Genomic DNA, 14,298 nt, shown 5'->3' on the forward strand with positions numbered 1-14,298 from the left:
CAAAAAAAGCCTTGCTAAATTAATAGCAAGGCTTTTTTGTTATTTAATCTTTTTACCATTCTTATCAAAGAAATGGTATTCGAGATATGTGTAAGCATCTCTTGGTAAAACTTTAACCCATTTTTTATGTTCAAAAAACCATTTTGAACGTATAGATGGAAATCCTCTTGTTAAAAAGGCTGCTATAAAAGGGTGTGCGTTAAGCGTTACTTTTTTATAGTCTTTTTTAAATAATTGCTCAAGTTCGTGAGTTATTTTTTGTACTAAAACAATAGGTGCTTCAATTTCGGAGCCATTAGTGCCATTAGGGTTTGTTTCCCTTGTTTTAATGTTCATTTCAGGCCTTACACGCTGTCTTGTTATTTGTACTAATCCAAATTTACTTGGAGGCAATATTTTGTGTTTTGCTCTATCGTCTTTCATTTCATCTCTTAAATGATTGTAGAGCTTTTTTCTATTTTCAGCTTTTGTCATATCAATAAAATCAACCACAATAATGCCACCCATGTCACGTAATCGTAATTGTCGTGCCATTTCTGTTGCGGCAATAAGGTTAACTTCTAAGGCTGTTTCTTCTTGCGATTTGGCTTTGTTAGAGCGGTTTCCACTATTTACATCAACGACATGCATCGCTTCTGTATGTTCTATTACTAGATAGGCTCCTTTTGCCATAGAAACAGTTTTCCCAAAAGAGGTTTTTATTTGGCGTTCTATACCAAATTTTTCAAAAATGGGAACTTTAGATTGATATAACTTAACTATAGATTCTTTTTTAGGTGCAATTTGCTGCACATAATCTTTAATTTGAATATAAAGCTCTTCATCATCAACATGAATGCTAGTAAAGGTATCGTTAAAAATGTCTCGTAAAATAGACGAGGCTTTGTTTAACTCTCCTAATACTTTGGTTGGGTGATGAGCCTTATGTAATTTTTTACACATGGCGTTCCAACGCCCCATAAGGTTGTGTAAATCTTTGTCTAATTCAGCCACTTTTTTGCCTTTGGCTACAGTACGTACAATAATTCCGAATCCTTGCGGTGTGATACTTTTAACAAGTCGTTTTAGGCGGTCTTTTTCGTCTTTGTCTTCTATTTTTTGCGAAATAGAAATACGGTTGGAAAAAGGTACTAAAACGATGTATCTGCCCGCTATCGAAAGTTCCGAACTTATGCGCGGCCCTTTTGTTGATATAGGTTCTTTTACTACTTGTACTAAAATAGACTGATTTGATTTTAAGACGTCGTTTATTTTGCCGTCTTTATCAATCTCTTTTTCAAATGGGAAGTTTTTTAAAGAAAAATCTTTTAGTTTTCCTGTGCTTACACGTTTTGTGAATTTTAAAAGGGAAGATAGTTTTGGGCCTAAATCGTGATAATGTAAAAAGCCATCTTTTTCGTAGCCTACATTTACAAAAGCAGCGTTTAAGCCGGGAATAACTTTTCTTATTTTGGCAATAAATACATCGCCAACAGCAAAGTTATTACTTTCTTCATCTTTATGTAATTCAATTAATTTTCCATCTTTTAATAAGGCAAAATCAACATGTTCTGAATCAGATCTAATGATCAATTCTTTTTCCATTTTGTTAATTTTTATCCATACAATTACGTACAGATGGATTAAATAATAATTTCACAGGATTGTTAATCCAGAGGGTTTTAGATGGCGTAAGGTAAGCGCTATCTTTTATATAAAACCCGTTATCAAAGAACGTTTTACTGTAAAACCAAAAAAGTAGTTAACAAACTACTTTTTTGGGTTTATTTTTTCTTTTTATGACGATTAGCGCGTCTTCTTTTTTTACGCTTGTGCGTAGCTACCTTGTGTCTTTTACGTTTTTTACCACTTGGCATAAGTTACATGGGTTTAAAATTAATATTGTGTTTTAATTACTTTACTTCAACATTTGCTTTTACGCCTTCTAAGAAAACTTTAGCAGGTTTAAATGCTGGTATGTTGTGAGCAGGTATTTTAATAGTTGTGTTTTTAGAAATGTTACGTCCTGTTTTTTCAGCTCTAGTTTTCACGATAAAACTTCCAAAACCTCTTAAATAAACGTTATCTCCACTTTCTAAAGATGTTTTTACTTCATCCATAAAAGTTTCAACTGTTGCTTGAACATCTCCTTTTTCTATTCCTAATCTTTCAGAAATCTTTGCTACTAAATCAGCCTTAGTCATTTTTAAAATATTTTGTATAGTTACTATTAATTATAAAAGGGTTGCAAATATAGTCATTTAATATTCAATTTTTCAAACCTAAATAACTAAAATTTAACATTATAAACGTTTATTTTTGCGTTTAGTATATATTTTTCATGGTATTTTCACAAACTTTAACTAATTGGTACTCAATAAATAAACGCGATTTACCTTGGCGAAACACCGTTGAGCCTTATCGTATTTGGCTATCAGAAATTATTTTGCAGCAAACACAAATTAAGCAAGGATTACCTTATTATCAAGCATTTGTGAATGCTTATCCAGATGTAAAAAAACTTGCAGATGCTCCACAAGATCATGTTTTAAAACTATGGCAAGGCTTGGGATATTATTCTAGGGCAAGAAACTTACATGAAACTGCAAAACATGTTGCTTATAACCTAAATGGAAACTTCCCAGATAGTTATAAAGACTTATTAAAACTTAAGGGTGTTGGCGATTATACAGCAAGTGCTATAGCATCTATTTGTTATAACGAAAAAAAAGCAGTGTTAGATGGTAATGTATACAGGGTTTTGTCTAGATATTTTGGGGTTGACGAACCTATAAATACATCAAAAGGGTTTAAAGTTTTTAAAGCCTTAGCGCAAGAGCAACTAGATAGTAATAATCCAGCAAATTATAACCAAGCTATTATGGATTTTGGTGCCACACAATGTACGCCTAAAAAAGTACAGTGTAATAATTGCCCGTTATCAGAAAGTTGTGTTGCCTACAGAAAAGATCTAGTGGATGTGTTACCTGTAAAATTGAAGGCAAAAAAGCCTAAAAAGAAATATTATAACTTCTTGGTTTACTTATCGACAGATAATAAAACATTCTTAGAGCAGCGAACAGGTAAGGGGATTTGGAAAGGATTGTATCAATTTCCTTTATTAGAAACCGAAAAACCAATAACACATACAGATTTAAAAAAACAAATTGCAAATAATCAAAAGCAAGCATTTGATTTAAGGCTTTTTAATACAAAAGATATAGTACACAAGCTATCTCATCAACATTTGCATACCAAGTTTTGGATTATTGATGTTCAGGAACTTTCAGAAAACAGTATTTTAATTTCAGAATTAAAAAATTATCCTGTTCCTGTTTTAATTGAGAAATTTATTGAAGCGTTTAACTTTTCATAAAGCTGTAAGCTCATATTTTTTTATTAATTTTAATGAGATGTAAAGCAAAAACGTAATTTTGTTATTTAAAACTAAAATAAAGACATGTCAGGAACACTAAATAAAGTTATGCTTATTGGGCATTTAGGAGATGAAGTTAAAATGCATTACTTTGATGGCGGCGGATGCATTGGGCGTTTTCCTTTGGCTACAAATGAAACATACACCAATAAACAAACTAACGAGCGTGTTACAAACACCGAATGGCATAATGTTGTTGTAAGAAACAAAGCAGCAGAAATTTGTGAAAAATACTTAAGTAAAGGTGACCGCATTTATGTAGAAGGTAGAATAAAAACAAGAAAATGGACAGACGATAACGGTAATGAAAGATATTCTACCGAAATACAATGCACAGATTTTACGTTTTTAACTACAAAATCTGAAAGTGGTAATAACCAACAGCCAAAACAAGCAACACCATCGCCACAAAAGCCTGTTGAGAACAAAGAAACTTCAGGTAATAATGAAGATGATGATTTGCCTTTTTAATAAACCACTAACGTTTGTTTAACCAAAGTTTTACTATTGGATTCAGAACCTCCGAGTTTACTGTTAATGTATATTTTAACAATTGATTACTCAATTGTATTTGGATTTGCCTTGCTTTTTATTTTGTTACTATGCTCTGCATTAATTTCTGGAGCAGAAGTAGCGCTTTTTTCTCTCACAAAGTCAGATATTGAAAATAGTATTGAAGACGAGCCTACATCAATTAAAATACTTACAACATTACTTGAAAAGCCTAAAAAATTATTAGCTACCATACTTATAGCAAACAACTTTGTTAATATTGCTATAGTTATATTATTTGCTTATTTAGGTGAGTTTTTATTTAAAAGCTTAACCACATTATGGTTAAGATTTGTAGTAGAAGTCGTTGTAGTGACATTTTTTATATTACTGTTTGGTGAAATTTTACCAAAAATTTATGCCAGCAGAAACAACCTTAGATTTGCCACTTTTATAGCCTATCCGCTTAAAGTTTTAGACACCATTTTCTCACCTTTAAGTTTACCTATGCGAAGCATTACAATAGGGATTCATAAACGTTTGGGTAAACAAAAAACAAATATAAGTGTCGATCAGCTTTCGCAAGCCTTAGAGTTAACAAGCGAAGAAGACACTACAAGCGAGGAACACAAAATCTTACAAGGGATTGTGTCTTTTGGTAATACCGATACCAAGCAGGTTATGAAGCCTAGAATAGACATTTTTGCACTTAATATCAATCAAAAGTATCAGGAAGTTATTCCTGAAATTGTCAATAATGGTTATTCTAGGATTCCCGTTTTTGAAGACAACATAGACAACGTAAAAGGCGTGTTGTATGTAAAAGATTTGCTACCGCATATAGATAAAAAACAATTTGATTGGACAACTTTAATAAGAGCACCTTTTTTTGTGCCCGAAAATAAAAAGCTTGACGATTTAATGGTCGAGTTTCAAGAAAAGAAAGTACACTTAGCCATTGTTGTTGATGAATATGGAGGAACCTCTGGCGTTATTTCATTAGAGGATATTATAGAAGAAATTGTTGGCGATATTAGCGATGAGTTTGATGATGAAGACCTCGTGTATTCTAAATTAGATAAAAACAATTATGTTTTTGAAGGAAAAACACAGCTAAAAGACTTTTATAAAATTATTAAGATAGATGATAATACTCTCTTTGAGGAGAAAAAAGGTGAGGCCGAAACCATAGCAGGTTTTGTACTTGAAATATCAGGAAGTTTTCCCAAACTAGGGAGTAAAATAAATTATAAAAATTACGTTTTTACTATAGAATCGTTAGATAAAAAACGTCTTAAAAGAATAAAAGTAACGATACCTTAATTTATGAGATTTACCATTTCAATTTTAACCATGTTTGTTTTATTAGGTTGTGGTGAAGACCCTTTGCCAAAACCTAAAGCATATTTAAGGTTAGATTATCCAAAGCCAGAGTATAAGCAGTATCAGTCAAGTAGTACGCCAATTGTGTTCGATAAAAATGAAGAGGTTTCTAAAGTCAATGTTAGGCAACTTCAAGGCGAAACAAAAACTGTTGGGATAGATTTAGTATATGAAAATTTGCAAGGCACTATATATTTAACCTATAAACGTGTTGAAAGAGATAAAGAACGTTTAATAACGTTTTTAAAAGATGCTCAAAAATTTACACAAGAGCACACTAGAAAAGCCGATGAAATTGTTGAGCAGCCTTATTTAAACGAAGAGCGAAAAGTTTACGGGATGTTTTATGAAGTTGGCGGCAATGCCGCTTCGCAATCTCAGTTTTATGTAACAGATAGTTTAAATCACTTTTTAACAGGGTCACTTTATTTTTATACAAAACCAAATTACGATTCTATTTTACCAGCTGCAAAATACTTAGAGAATGATATTAAACGTATCATGGAAACAGTAAAATGGCAATAAAAAAAGCACCCTAAATTAGAGTGCTTTTTATGTAAGTATTGTATTTTGTTTTACGCTTGTTTTTTATCTGCACAGCATGGTTTTTTACAATCTTTAGCGCAGGCAGTTTCTTTTTTAGCTTCTTCTTTGTTAGCACAACAAGCCATTTTGCAATCTGCTTTACATCCTTTTTTCATTGAAGATCCATCAAGAGTTTTCATGTTTTTTACAGAATACATGTCGCCAGCTTTCTTTACAGTTTCTTCTAAAGAAGAGGTGTTAACAGTTGCTACATCGTACTCAACCATGGCTAATTCTTTATCAAAATCTACTGTTGCAGATTTTACACCATCCATATTGGCTAATTTTTTCTCAATAGTTTTCGCACAACCAACAGCACATGTCATGCCGTCTATATTAAATTCTGCTTTAGCAAATGTGGCATTAGGATTTAATTTTTTTGTTTTAGATGTTTCAACTTCTACAGTTTTTACTTCTGGAGTTGTCGTGTTTTCTTTACAGGCTATAGTTAATAACGAAATGGTAACTACAGCAAAAAAATATTTTAAGTGTTTCATTTTTAATGAATTTTATTTCATACAAAATTAAGAAATATTGCTTTTTATTCTACTAAAAGTTAGAATTTTGTACGCTTTTAAAATTAGCTATGAAAAATATACATCCAAAGTGGCTTTTTCTAATGTCATTATCTCTTATTTGGGGAAGTTCGTTTATACTTATAAAAAAGGCACTCTTAGGGTTTACGCCTTTTCAGTTAGGAGCTTTAAGATCTGTGCTTACAGGATTGATTTTATTGGTTTTTGGAGTTAAGTATCTAAAGTATATTCCTAAGGAGAAATGGAAATGGATTGCGTTGTCGGGGTTTCTAGGGTCTTTTTTTCCGGCGTTTCTGTTTGCGTTTGCTCAGACAGAGATAGATAGTTCTATCGCGTCCATTTTAAACTCTTTGGTACCTTTAAATACGACTTTAATTGGACTTACAATTTTTAAAATTATTTCTACAAAACGCCAAATATTAGGTGTGATGATTGGTTTTGTGGGTACAGCAATATTAATTTTTGAAGGGGCTGATGTTAATCCAGACCAAAATTACTTTTATGCGCTTTTCGTGATTACTGCGACGGTTATGTATGCGTTTAATGTAAACATTATTAAGCGGTATTTACAAGATGTTAAACCATTGGCTATTGCCACAGGGAATTATCTTGTTATTTTCTTGCCAGCACTATTGGTTTTGATTTTTTCAGGGTTTTTTACGTCAAAAACCATTCATGGAGTTATGTTTATGGAAGCATTGGGATTTGTAGCCATTTTAGCGTTGTTTGGTACAGCAATGGCAAAAGTTATATTTAATAGATTGGTGCAAATATCAACACCAGTATTCGCCTCGTCGGCAACGTATTTAATGCCTGTTATAGCGTTGTTATGGGGTGTTTTAGATGGAGAAGGTTTTAGTGTGTTACAAGCTTTAGCAACCTTTATTATCTTATTAGGAGTTTATCTTTCTCATAAACGAAAAAAGCCCGAATAAATCATTCGGGCTTTTAAAATATTTAAGTTTAAAACTTAGTTGAAGTCTTCTTCAGAAACCCCTTCGTTAATGATTACCTCAATTAATTTAGATGTAATAGGTTGTCCCATTTGAGTACCTTCTTTAACTGAAGGGAAAAGAATACCATCGTAATCTTTATAATCTTTTAAAACGGCTTCTTGAGTTTGTGTTTGTCCTTGCATAGAAGTGGTTTGAACTTCTTTTACTTTAAGACCTGTTTCTATATCGTAATACATGCTAACAGATACAACTTCTCCAGCAACATCAACTTTATAAGCATCCTTACCATCGATTTTTTCTATCCCAGAAAGCTTGGCTTTGTCCGAGTTTAATAAATCTTTTTCTAAAAATAAGCCTGCCATAATTTTCATGTCATTAGCCATATTTTCAGGAAGTGGTTGTTTCATGCCACCTCTTTTCATAAAAGTTTCTTCTTGAGTAACAACAACAGTCATCATTGGTGCGCCATTCATAGAAACTACTTGAGCCATTTTGTTGTCTACCTTTTTTTCTTCGTTTAACAAGGTAGACCCCATGGCGTTAGCTTCGTATTTTAATATTAAAGACGACACTTTATTTAATCTGTCTTCGCCACCAATAGCCTTAATGTAATTGTTTAAAACAGTATTTACATCTACCCCAGACACTTCTTTTGGTGCTTCTGGTTTCTTAGTTGGGTTAGCGTACTTGTCGTAATATTTAATTGGCAAACCAGTTTTTTCTAGGTTTTCTATAATTTCACTACCTTTTCCTACAACAACAACACGTGCATTTTCAGGTTTGAAATACTTATTAGCAACACGTTGTACATCGGCAGCAGTAACAGCATTTATTTTTTGAAGATATGTTGAGTAGAAATCTTCTGGTAAATCGTTTATAATAGTGTTTAAAGAATATCTAGCAATTGTTTGAGGGCTTTCTAATGCTAGTACAAAATCACCCATATATTTTGCTTTAGCATTAGCTAATGCTTCTGCAGTTACGGGTTCGTTTTTAATTCGTTTAATCTCTTTTAAAGTCTCTACTACAGCGCTATCTGTTACAGCGTTTCTAACTGAAGCTCCTGCGCTAAAACGCGCTACATATTTATCGGCACTTAAACTAGATCTGGCACCGTATGTATAACCGTGTTCTTCACGTAAATTCATGTTTAAGTAACTGTTAAAACCACCACCAAGAATTTTATTGGCAATTAAAACAGCATGATAATCTGGGTCGTTCATTTTAAGGTCTACTGTGTGCGTTAAAGAAATATTTGATTGCACAGCATTAGGCATATCAACAAAGTCAATTTGTGTTTTACCAACATTGTATTTTGCATCTGGAACGTTATAGGAAATATCGGCGCCTTGTTGCCATTTTCCAAAGTACTTTTCAACTTGCTTTTTTATATCGTTGAATTTAACATCACCTACAACAACTAAGTAACCGTTTTTAGGGTTGAAGTTTTCTTGGTAGAACTTTTTAACATCTTTTAAAGTTGTTTTGTTAAGCGATTCTTCGGTAACAAATTCTCCGTAAGGGTGGTGTGTACCGTAAGCTAAAGCTCTTCCTACACGGCTAGCAACTGTAGAAACACTATTTTCTCCAGATTTTATACTTTCTATAGCTTTATCTTTTTCTTTGTTGAATTCTTCTTCGTTAAAAACAGGGTTTATAGCAGCATCGGCCATTAACTCTAAAATTCTTTCAGAATATTTAGTTAACGATCTAGCATAACCACCTCTGTAACTAAAGTTCATAGAAGCCCCTAAGAAATCAATTTCTTCGTTAAAAGTATCTTTAGAAATACTTTGAGTGCCATTACCCATCATGCTTCCAAAAAGCTGAGAAACACCTGCAATATCACCTTCTTTAATAGGTTTGTTGTCTATAGTTAAACTGTAAGAAACACGCGGGAGTTTGTGGTTTTCAACAACAAGGACTTTAAGTCCGTTTTTAAGTTCAAATTCACCAGGAACTTCCAAAGTTATTTTTGGAGATGGTCCAGGTTCAGGTTGTTTAGATCGATCTACTTGAGCATGAACTCCTGCAGATATAAAAAACAATGCGATTAATGGATATATATATCTTTTCATTTTTTGTAATGTCTTTTTATTGGTCATCTTTTTTAGGTAAGTATTCTAACACTAATCTTTGGTTAGGGTTAAGATATTTTTTGGCTACATTACGAATGTCTTCTCTTGTAATGGATCTGTAAATATCTATTTCGTTATTAATTAATGCCGTGTCTCCATATAGCATATAATATCTAGCCAAAGAGTTAGCAATACCTTGAATACTTGAGTTTGAATTTACGAATTGGTTTTCAAACTTATTTTGAAGTTTTTGATAATCTTTTTCTGAGATTAACTCGTTTTGAACCTTAACAATTTCCTCGTCCATTTCGGCCAATAAATCGGTTAAAGGTACGTCGCCTAACGGAAGTCCAAAAAGGGCATAAATACCATAATCTTCTTGACTAATATTTACGGCTTGTACTTGCAGGGCTTGTTTTTGCTCGTCAACTAATTTCTTATATAATACAGAGCTTTTACCGCTGCTTAAGTATGTTGAAAGCATGTCTAAAGCATACGCATCACGTTCTTTAAAAGAAGGTGTTCTGTAAGCTGCAATAACTGCTGGTATTTGAATGTTTTGATCGTAAGTCTTGGCATTAATTTGCTGAGTAATTGGATCTTCTTTTGGTAGATTTCTAGTAACCTCTTCGCCTCTAGGAATAGTGCCAAAATAATCTTGAATCATTTTCTTTACTGATGGAACATCGATGTCTCCAGCAACAACTAAAACAGCATTGTTAGGAACGTAAAACTTATTATTAAATGCTTGAAATTCCTCTAGGGTAGCTGCGTCAAGATGGTCCATAGAACCTATTGTAGCCCAGCGATAAGGGTGTTTTTTAAAGATGTTTTTCTTTACTTCAGCAAGTAAGTTTCCATAAGGCTGGTTGTCTACACGAAGCCTTTTTTCCTCTTTTACAACTTCATTTTGTGTATCAACACCTACTTGGTTTATTACGGGATGTAGTAATCTTTCCGATTCCATCCATAATCCTAATTCCACATTATTTGAAGGGAAAACTTCGTAATAATAAGTTCTGTCGTCCGTAGTGTTAGCATTATTGCTACCACCATTAGAAGAAACAATATTAAACCACTCGCCTCGTTCAATATTTTCGGTGCCTTCAAATAATAGGTGCTCAAAAAAGTGCGCAAATCCAGTACGTTCAGGATTTTCGTCTTTGGCACCTACATGGTACATAACAGATGTTGTTACAACGGGAGCAGAATTGTCTTGATGTAAAATAACATGCATGCCGTTATCAAGATCGTATTCTTCATACTTAACTTCTTGTGCTTTTAAAGCTACATTTGCACAAAGCAAAGAAGATAGAAAAAAGATGCTTTTTTTCATTTCGGATTTTGTTTTTAATTATAATTAATAACTGTTTGTATACAGTTTAGTAAAAAAGTTACATAAAAATCAAAAATAAACATTTGTGTTGATTATATATTGCTAAAAAGTTAAAAAAAAGATATTTAGAGGTGAGAATATGGTATTTTTTTCCGAAATTTAAAGAAAGTAACAACTTAAAATTCTGTGTATTATGAATTCAACAGTTGCCGTTTCGTTTAAATATGGTTTGTTTACAGCTATTATGCTAATAGCCTATTTTTTAATTTTAAAATTGTTTGGGTTACATTTAAATCCGTGGTTTCGGCTTTTTAATGGTGTTTTAATGGCTGTAGGTATTTACATGGCAATAAAACTCTACAAGTTAATTTCTGGTGCTAACTTTAATTACATTAATGGGTTTAAAACAGGATTGTTAACAGGGTTTTGGGGAACATTTCTATTTGCTGTTTTTATGGCAATTTATATGTTTCATATAGATGTAGACTTTATGAATACCTTACTTAAAGATTGGTTTCAAGATACAAATAGAGGAGGTGGGGTCTTAATTTTTATTATTTTAATTGAAGGATTAGCCTCCACAGCAGTATTAACGCTAACCTTTATGCAAATTTTTAAAAACAGTACTAAATTAGTTGAAAACCAATAAAACGTTTGTAGTTTAATAATTTAGCAGTATATTTGCACTCATTTTTTGAGTAAAATTATTAACATAAACTTAAACGTTACGCTATGTACGCAATTGTAGAGATAGCAGGGCAGCAATTTAAAGTTGAGAAAGACCAAAAAGTTTTTGTTAACCGTTTACAAACAGAAGAAGGTAAGAAAGTTTCTTTCGATAACGTTCTTTTAATTGGAGATGGTGACAATGTAACTGTTGGCGCCCCAGCTATAGACGGAGCTCAAGTAGGAGCAAAAGTCGTGAAGCACCTTAAAGGTGATAAGGTTATTGTTTTCAAAAAGAAAAGACGTAAAGGTTACCGTGTAAAAAATGGTCACCGTCAAGCACTTTCTGAAATCGTAATCGAAAACATCGTAGCTTCAGGAGCCAAAAAAGCTGCTCCAGCTAAAAAAGAAACTAAAAAAGCAGCGCCTAAAGCTGAAACTAAAAAGGCGGCACCAAAAAAATCAACTGCAAAAGCAGATGATTTAAAGAAAATTGAAGGTGCAGGACCTAAAGCAGCAGAAGCTTTAGTTAATGCAGGACTTGATACTTTTGCAAAAGTTGCTAAAGCAACACCAGAAGAGTTAAGTACTATTTTAACAGAGGCAAGCTCAAGATTAGCTCATTTAGTAACAGAAACTTGGCCAAAGCAAGCTGGATTAGCTGCTGAAGGTAAGTGGGATGAGTTAAAAGAATTACAAGATAGATTAGACGGCGGAATAGAAAAATAATTCCGTTAATTATTAACAAAATAAAACCTTAAGACAATGGCTCATAAAAAAGGAGTTGGTAGTTCTAAAAACGGTAGAGAATCAGAATCGAAACGCCTTGGTGTTAAGATTTTTGGTGGTCAAGCTGCTGTTGCAGGGAACATTATCGTAAGACAAAGAGGTACAGCTCACAATCCAGGTGAGAATGTATACGCAGGAAAAGACCACACTTTACATGCTAAAGTTGATGGTATCGTGAAATTCGAAAAGAAAAGAGATAACAAATCTTATGTTTCAGTAGTACCATTTGAAGCATAAAAGATATCTTTTACAAAATAAAAAGGCGTTTGATTTAATCAAACGCCTTTTTTTGTTTCATAACATAAGGATGATATAAGCAATATGTTTAAGTAATATATAGGACGTTACTTTATGGGTTATTATAATACCTTATGTTTTGACTATTATTAAACAGTTTATTTTTCTATTTGGGCTTATTATAACTTTAACCCTATCTGCTCAAAATACCCCAATTGAAAAAAGAGTAGATGTAGAACTTATCACACTAAAAAAAGATTTAAGTAAAGCAACGGTTTTACAGGATTCACAAAAAATTGCGATGGCTTATCTTAAACTTGCAGAATTCTACAACCGCTTACATATAGATAGCGAGGCTACAAAACATTATCAGCATTATTTAGATATTGAAAGTAAGAAAGATACCGGTTTTGTGTATGTAAAAAATGCATTAGGCGCTATAAATCTAGATTTAAAAAAGTTTAAAGACGCTAAACATTACCTAAAGCAAAGTCTTTTAGTTTCAAAAGAATTAAATTACAGCAAAGGTCAAGCTAAAACTCATGCTTTATTAGGAAGTGTTTACGAGAAAACTAAAGCGTATAAAGAAGCCTTAGAGCATCAAAATATTAGTCTATCAATATTTAAGGCTTTAAACGATAGTACAGGATTAGCTATTACTTACGAAAATTTAGGAAGTATTTATGAGGATCTTGAAAAATATGATGTTGCTTATAAGTACTTTAAAAAAGCCTTTTCTTATGCCGAAAATGGTCGCTCTGATATAAAAATTAATATTATCAATAATTTAGGTGATATTAATAGAAAAAGCGGACATTATAATAAAGCTTTATCCTACACAGAGCAAGCTTTATTCTTGGCGAAAGAAACACAAAACAACTCTCAAATAGAAAGTGCCTTAAAAGACTTGGCTAGAATTTATGCTGGGCTAGGAGATTTTGAGCAAGCATATCAGTACTTAAATAATCAAAGTATTGTGAACGAGCAAGAAATAGAGCGTCATAATGCCGAATTGGTAAGTGCTATGCAAGTGCTTTATGAAGTCAAAGAGAAAGAAGCCGAACTTAAGTTGCTTAACAAACAACATCAAATAAATACGGTTCGTCAATATATAATTTTGATTTGTGCAACAGCGCTATTATTGGCATTATCTGTTGGTTTTTTGTATTGGAAGAAAAAACGAAAACACGAACAACATATTTTTGAGTATAAGCAACAGTTGTTACAAGCAGATTTAGATAAAAAAACCGTAGAAGAAGCAGCCTTAAAAAGAGAAATAGATATTAAAGTATCGTCACTTGCTAATTACAGTTTACATATAGCACATAAAAATAAAATGCTATCAGATATTTCTAGAACGCTTAGCAACCTAAAAGATAGAAATGTAGTATTAATAAAATCTAAGCTTACAGAAATAACAAAAGACATTAATTCAGGTTTATCTAATAATAACGAGTGGACAGAACTTATGAGCTATTTTGGGCAAATACATCCCGAATTTTTTGAAACCCTTAAAAGAGTAGCCTTAGACAAACTCTCACCTTCAGAAATGAAATTGTGTATGCTGTTGAGGTTAAACTTATCTTCAAAAGATATAGCCGAGATTTTAAGAATTACTTCAGATAGTGTTCGAATAGCAAGATATAGACTTCGAAAAAAACTACCTATAAATTCAAAAGACGATTTACAAGCTTTCCTATTAAATTTATAGCCTATATGTTTTAAACTTTTCCCGTATGTTAACTTAATGTGAATGTTGCTATGTTTTATAGCCATTTTGCGGTGTTGAATTACTTTTTGTTAACAGTTCCTTTAGCTAAAAAAG

14 protein-coding genes are annotated in these 14,298 nt (G+C 32.4%); 9 read left to right on the forward strand and 5 right to left on the reverse strand.

Annotated elements, in window-relative coordinates:
- Nucleotides 1-39 precede the first annotated feature (39 nt).
- Together EJA19_RS02595 and EJA19_RS02600 are read right to left on the reverse strand one after the other, a co-directional pair.
- On the reverse strand, nt 40-1,584 hold the full coding sequence (locus EJA19_RS02595) for an Rne/Rng family ribonuclease (RefSeq protein WP_125466780.1): 1,545 nt from the start codon (nt 1,582-1,584) through the stop codon (nt 40-42).
- Between the two features lie 308 nt (nt 1,585-1,892).
- Nucleotides 1,893-2,201 carry an HU family DNA-binding protein gene (locus EJA19_RS02600; protein ID WP_317124821.1) on the reverse strand — a complete coding sequence of 103 codons (309 nt, stop codon included), beginning with the start codon at nt 2,199-2,201 and terminating at the stop codon, nt 1,893-1,895.
- 119 nt (nt 2,202-2,320) lie between these two features.
- Between EJA19_RS02600 and mutY the strand changes: the two genes are divergently transcribed.
- The 4 genes from mutY to gldD all read left to right on the forward strand — a co-directional run bounded on the left by mutY (nt 2,321) and on the right by gldD (nt 5,815).
- Entirely contained in the window at nt 2,321-3,355 is a 1,035-nt protein-coding gene (gene mutY / locus EJA19_RS02605; RefSeq protein WP_125466782.1) for an A/G-specific adenine glycosylase, read from the forward strand.
- Nucleotides 3,356-3,439: 84 nt separating this feature from the next.
- On the forward strand, nt 3,440-3,886 hold the full coding sequence (locus EJA19_RS02610) for a single-stranded DNA-binding protein (protein ID WP_125466783.1): 447 nt from the start codon (nt 3,440-3,442) through the stop codon (nt 3,884-3,886).
- A 36-nt stretch (nt 3,887-3,922) separates the two neighbouring features.
- Complete coding sequence (locus EJA19_RS02615) at nt 3,923-5,230, forward strand: gliding motility-associated protein GldE (RefSeq protein WP_125466784.1); 1,308 nt, start codon at nt 3,923-3,925, stop codon at nt 5,228-5,230.
- A 3-nt stretch (nt 5,231-5,233) separates the two neighbouring features.
- Nucleotides 5,234-5,815, forward strand: a complete 582-nt coding sequence (gldD, locus tag EJA19_RS02620; RefSeq protein ID WP_125466785.1) for a gliding motility lipoprotein GldD — start codon at nt 5,234-5,236, stop codon at nt 5,813-5,815.
- A gap of 50 nt (nt 5,816-5,865) precedes the next feature.
- On the opposite strand, the gene EJA19_RS02625 is transcribed toward gldD, so the two are convergent.
- Nucleotides 5,866-6,372: a heavy-metal-associated domain-containing protein gene (locus EJA19_RS02625; RefSeq protein WP_125466786.1), complete on the reverse strand. Its 507-nt coding sequence runs from the start codon at nt 6,370-6,372 to the stop codon at nt 5,866-5,868.
- An 89-nt stretch (nt 6,373-6,461) separates the two neighbouring features.
- Here EJA19_RS02625 and EJA19_RS02630 point away from each other — a divergent pair, with 89 nt between their 5' ends.
- Nucleotides 6,462-7,346: a DMT family transporter gene (locus EJA19_RS02630; RefSeq protein WP_125466787.1), complete on the forward strand. Its 885-nt coding sequence runs from the start codon at nt 6,462-6,464 to the stop codon at nt 7,344-7,346.
- 35 nt (nt 7,347-7,381) lie between these two features.
- Here EJA19_RS02630 and EJA19_RS02635 read toward each other — a convergent pair whose 3' ends face one another.
- Nucleotides 7,382-9,445, reverse strand: coding sequence for a M16 family metallopeptidase (locus EJA19_RS02635; RefSeq protein ID WP_125466788.1), 2,064 nt, complete (start codon nt 9,443-9,445; stop codon nt 7,382-7,384).
- Nucleotides 9,446-9,461: 16 nt separating this feature from the next.
- Nucleotides 9,462-10,781: a M16 family metallopeptidase gene (locus tag EJA19_RS02640; RefSeq protein ID WP_125466789.1), complete on the reverse strand. Its 1,320-nt coding sequence runs from the start codon at nt 10,779-10,781 to the stop codon at nt 9,462-9,464.
- A 193-nt stretch (nt 10,782-10,974) separates the two neighbouring features.
- On the opposite strand from EJA19_RS02640, the gene EJA19_RS02645 reads away from it, so the two are divergent.
- From EJA19_RS02645 to EJA19_RS02660, 4 genes are all read left to right on the forward strand, one after another.
- Nucleotides 10,975-11,430: a DUF4199 domain-containing protein gene (locus tag EJA19_RS02645; RefSeq protein WP_125466790.1), complete on the forward strand. Its 456-nt coding sequence runs from the start codon at nt 10,975-10,977 to the stop codon at nt 11,428-11,430.
- Nucleotides 11,431-11,513: 83 nt separating this feature from the next.
- Nucleotides 11,514-12,176, forward strand: coding sequence for a 50S ribosomal protein L21 (gene rplU, locus EJA19_RS02650; RefSeq protein WP_125466791.1), 663 nt, complete (start codon nt 11,514-11,516; stop codon nt 12,174-12,176).
- A 36-nt stretch (nt 12,177-12,212) separates the two neighbouring features.
- Nucleotides 12,213-12,473 (forward strand): 50S ribosomal protein L27, encoded by a 261-nt coding sequence (rpmA, locus tag EJA19_RS02655; protein ID WP_125466792.1) that lies wholly within the window; start codon nt 12,213-12,215, stop codon nt 12,471-12,473.
- A gap of 139 nt (nt 12,474-12,612) precedes the next feature.
- Entirely contained in the window at nt 12,613-14,184 is a 1,572-nt protein-coding gene (locus tag EJA19_RS02660; protein WP_125466793.1) for a tetratricopeptide repeat protein, read from the forward strand.
- Nucleotides 14,185-14,298 lie beyond the last annotated feature (114 nt).

It is taken from the genome of Mangrovimonas spongiae (assembly GCF_003944795.1).
Taxonomy (GTDB): domain Bacteria; phylum Bacteroidota; class Bacteroidia; order Flavobacteriales; family Flavobacteriaceae; genus Mangrovimonas; species Mangrovimonas spongiae.

Bases quoted from the DNA above. Each gene is read 5' to 3' on its own strand.
- EJA19_RS02645 (WP_125466790.1), top strand. From the start codon at position 10,975: ATGAATTCAACAGTTGCCGTTTCGTTTAAATATGGTTTGTTTACAGCT.
- rpmA (WP_125466792.1), top strand. From the start codon at position 12,213: ATGGCTCATAAAAAAGGAGTTGGTAGTTCTAAAAACGGTAGAGAATCA.
- EJA19_RS02610 (WP_125466783.1), top strand. From the start codon at position 3,440: ATGTCAGGAACACTAAATAAAGTTATGCTTATTGGGCATTTAGGAGAT.
- EJA19_RS02595 (WP_125466780.1), bottom strand. From the start codon at position 1,584: ATGGAAAAAGAATTGATCATTAGATCTGATTCAGAACATGTTGATTTT.
- gldD (WP_125466785.1), top strand. From the start codon at position 5,234: ATGAGATTTACCATTTCAATTTTAACCATGTTTGTTTTATTAGGTTGT.
- EJA19_RS02625 (WP_125466786.1), bottom strand. From the start codon at position 6,372: ATGAAACACTTAAAATATTTTTTTGCTGTAGTTACCATTTCGTTATTA.
- EJA19_RS02630 (WP_125466787.1), top strand. From the start codon at position 6,462: ATGAAAAATATACATCCAAAGTGGCTTTTTCTAATGTCATTATCTCTT.
- EJA19_RS02635 (WP_125466788.1), bottom strand. From the start codon at position 9,445: ATGAAAAGATATATATATCCATTAATCGCATTGTTTTTTATATCTGCA.
- EJA19_RS02640 (WP_125466789.1), bottom strand. From the start codon at position 10,781: ATGAAAAAAAGCATCTTTTTTCTATCTTCTTTGCTTTGTGCAAATGTA.
- rplU (WP_125466791.1), top strand. From the start codon at position 11,514: ATGTACGCAATTGTAGAGATAGCAGGGCAGCAATTTAAAGTTGAGAAA.
- mutY (WP_125466782.1), top strand. From the start codon at position 2,321: ATGGTATTTTCACAAACTTTAACTAATTGGTACTCAATAAATAAACGC.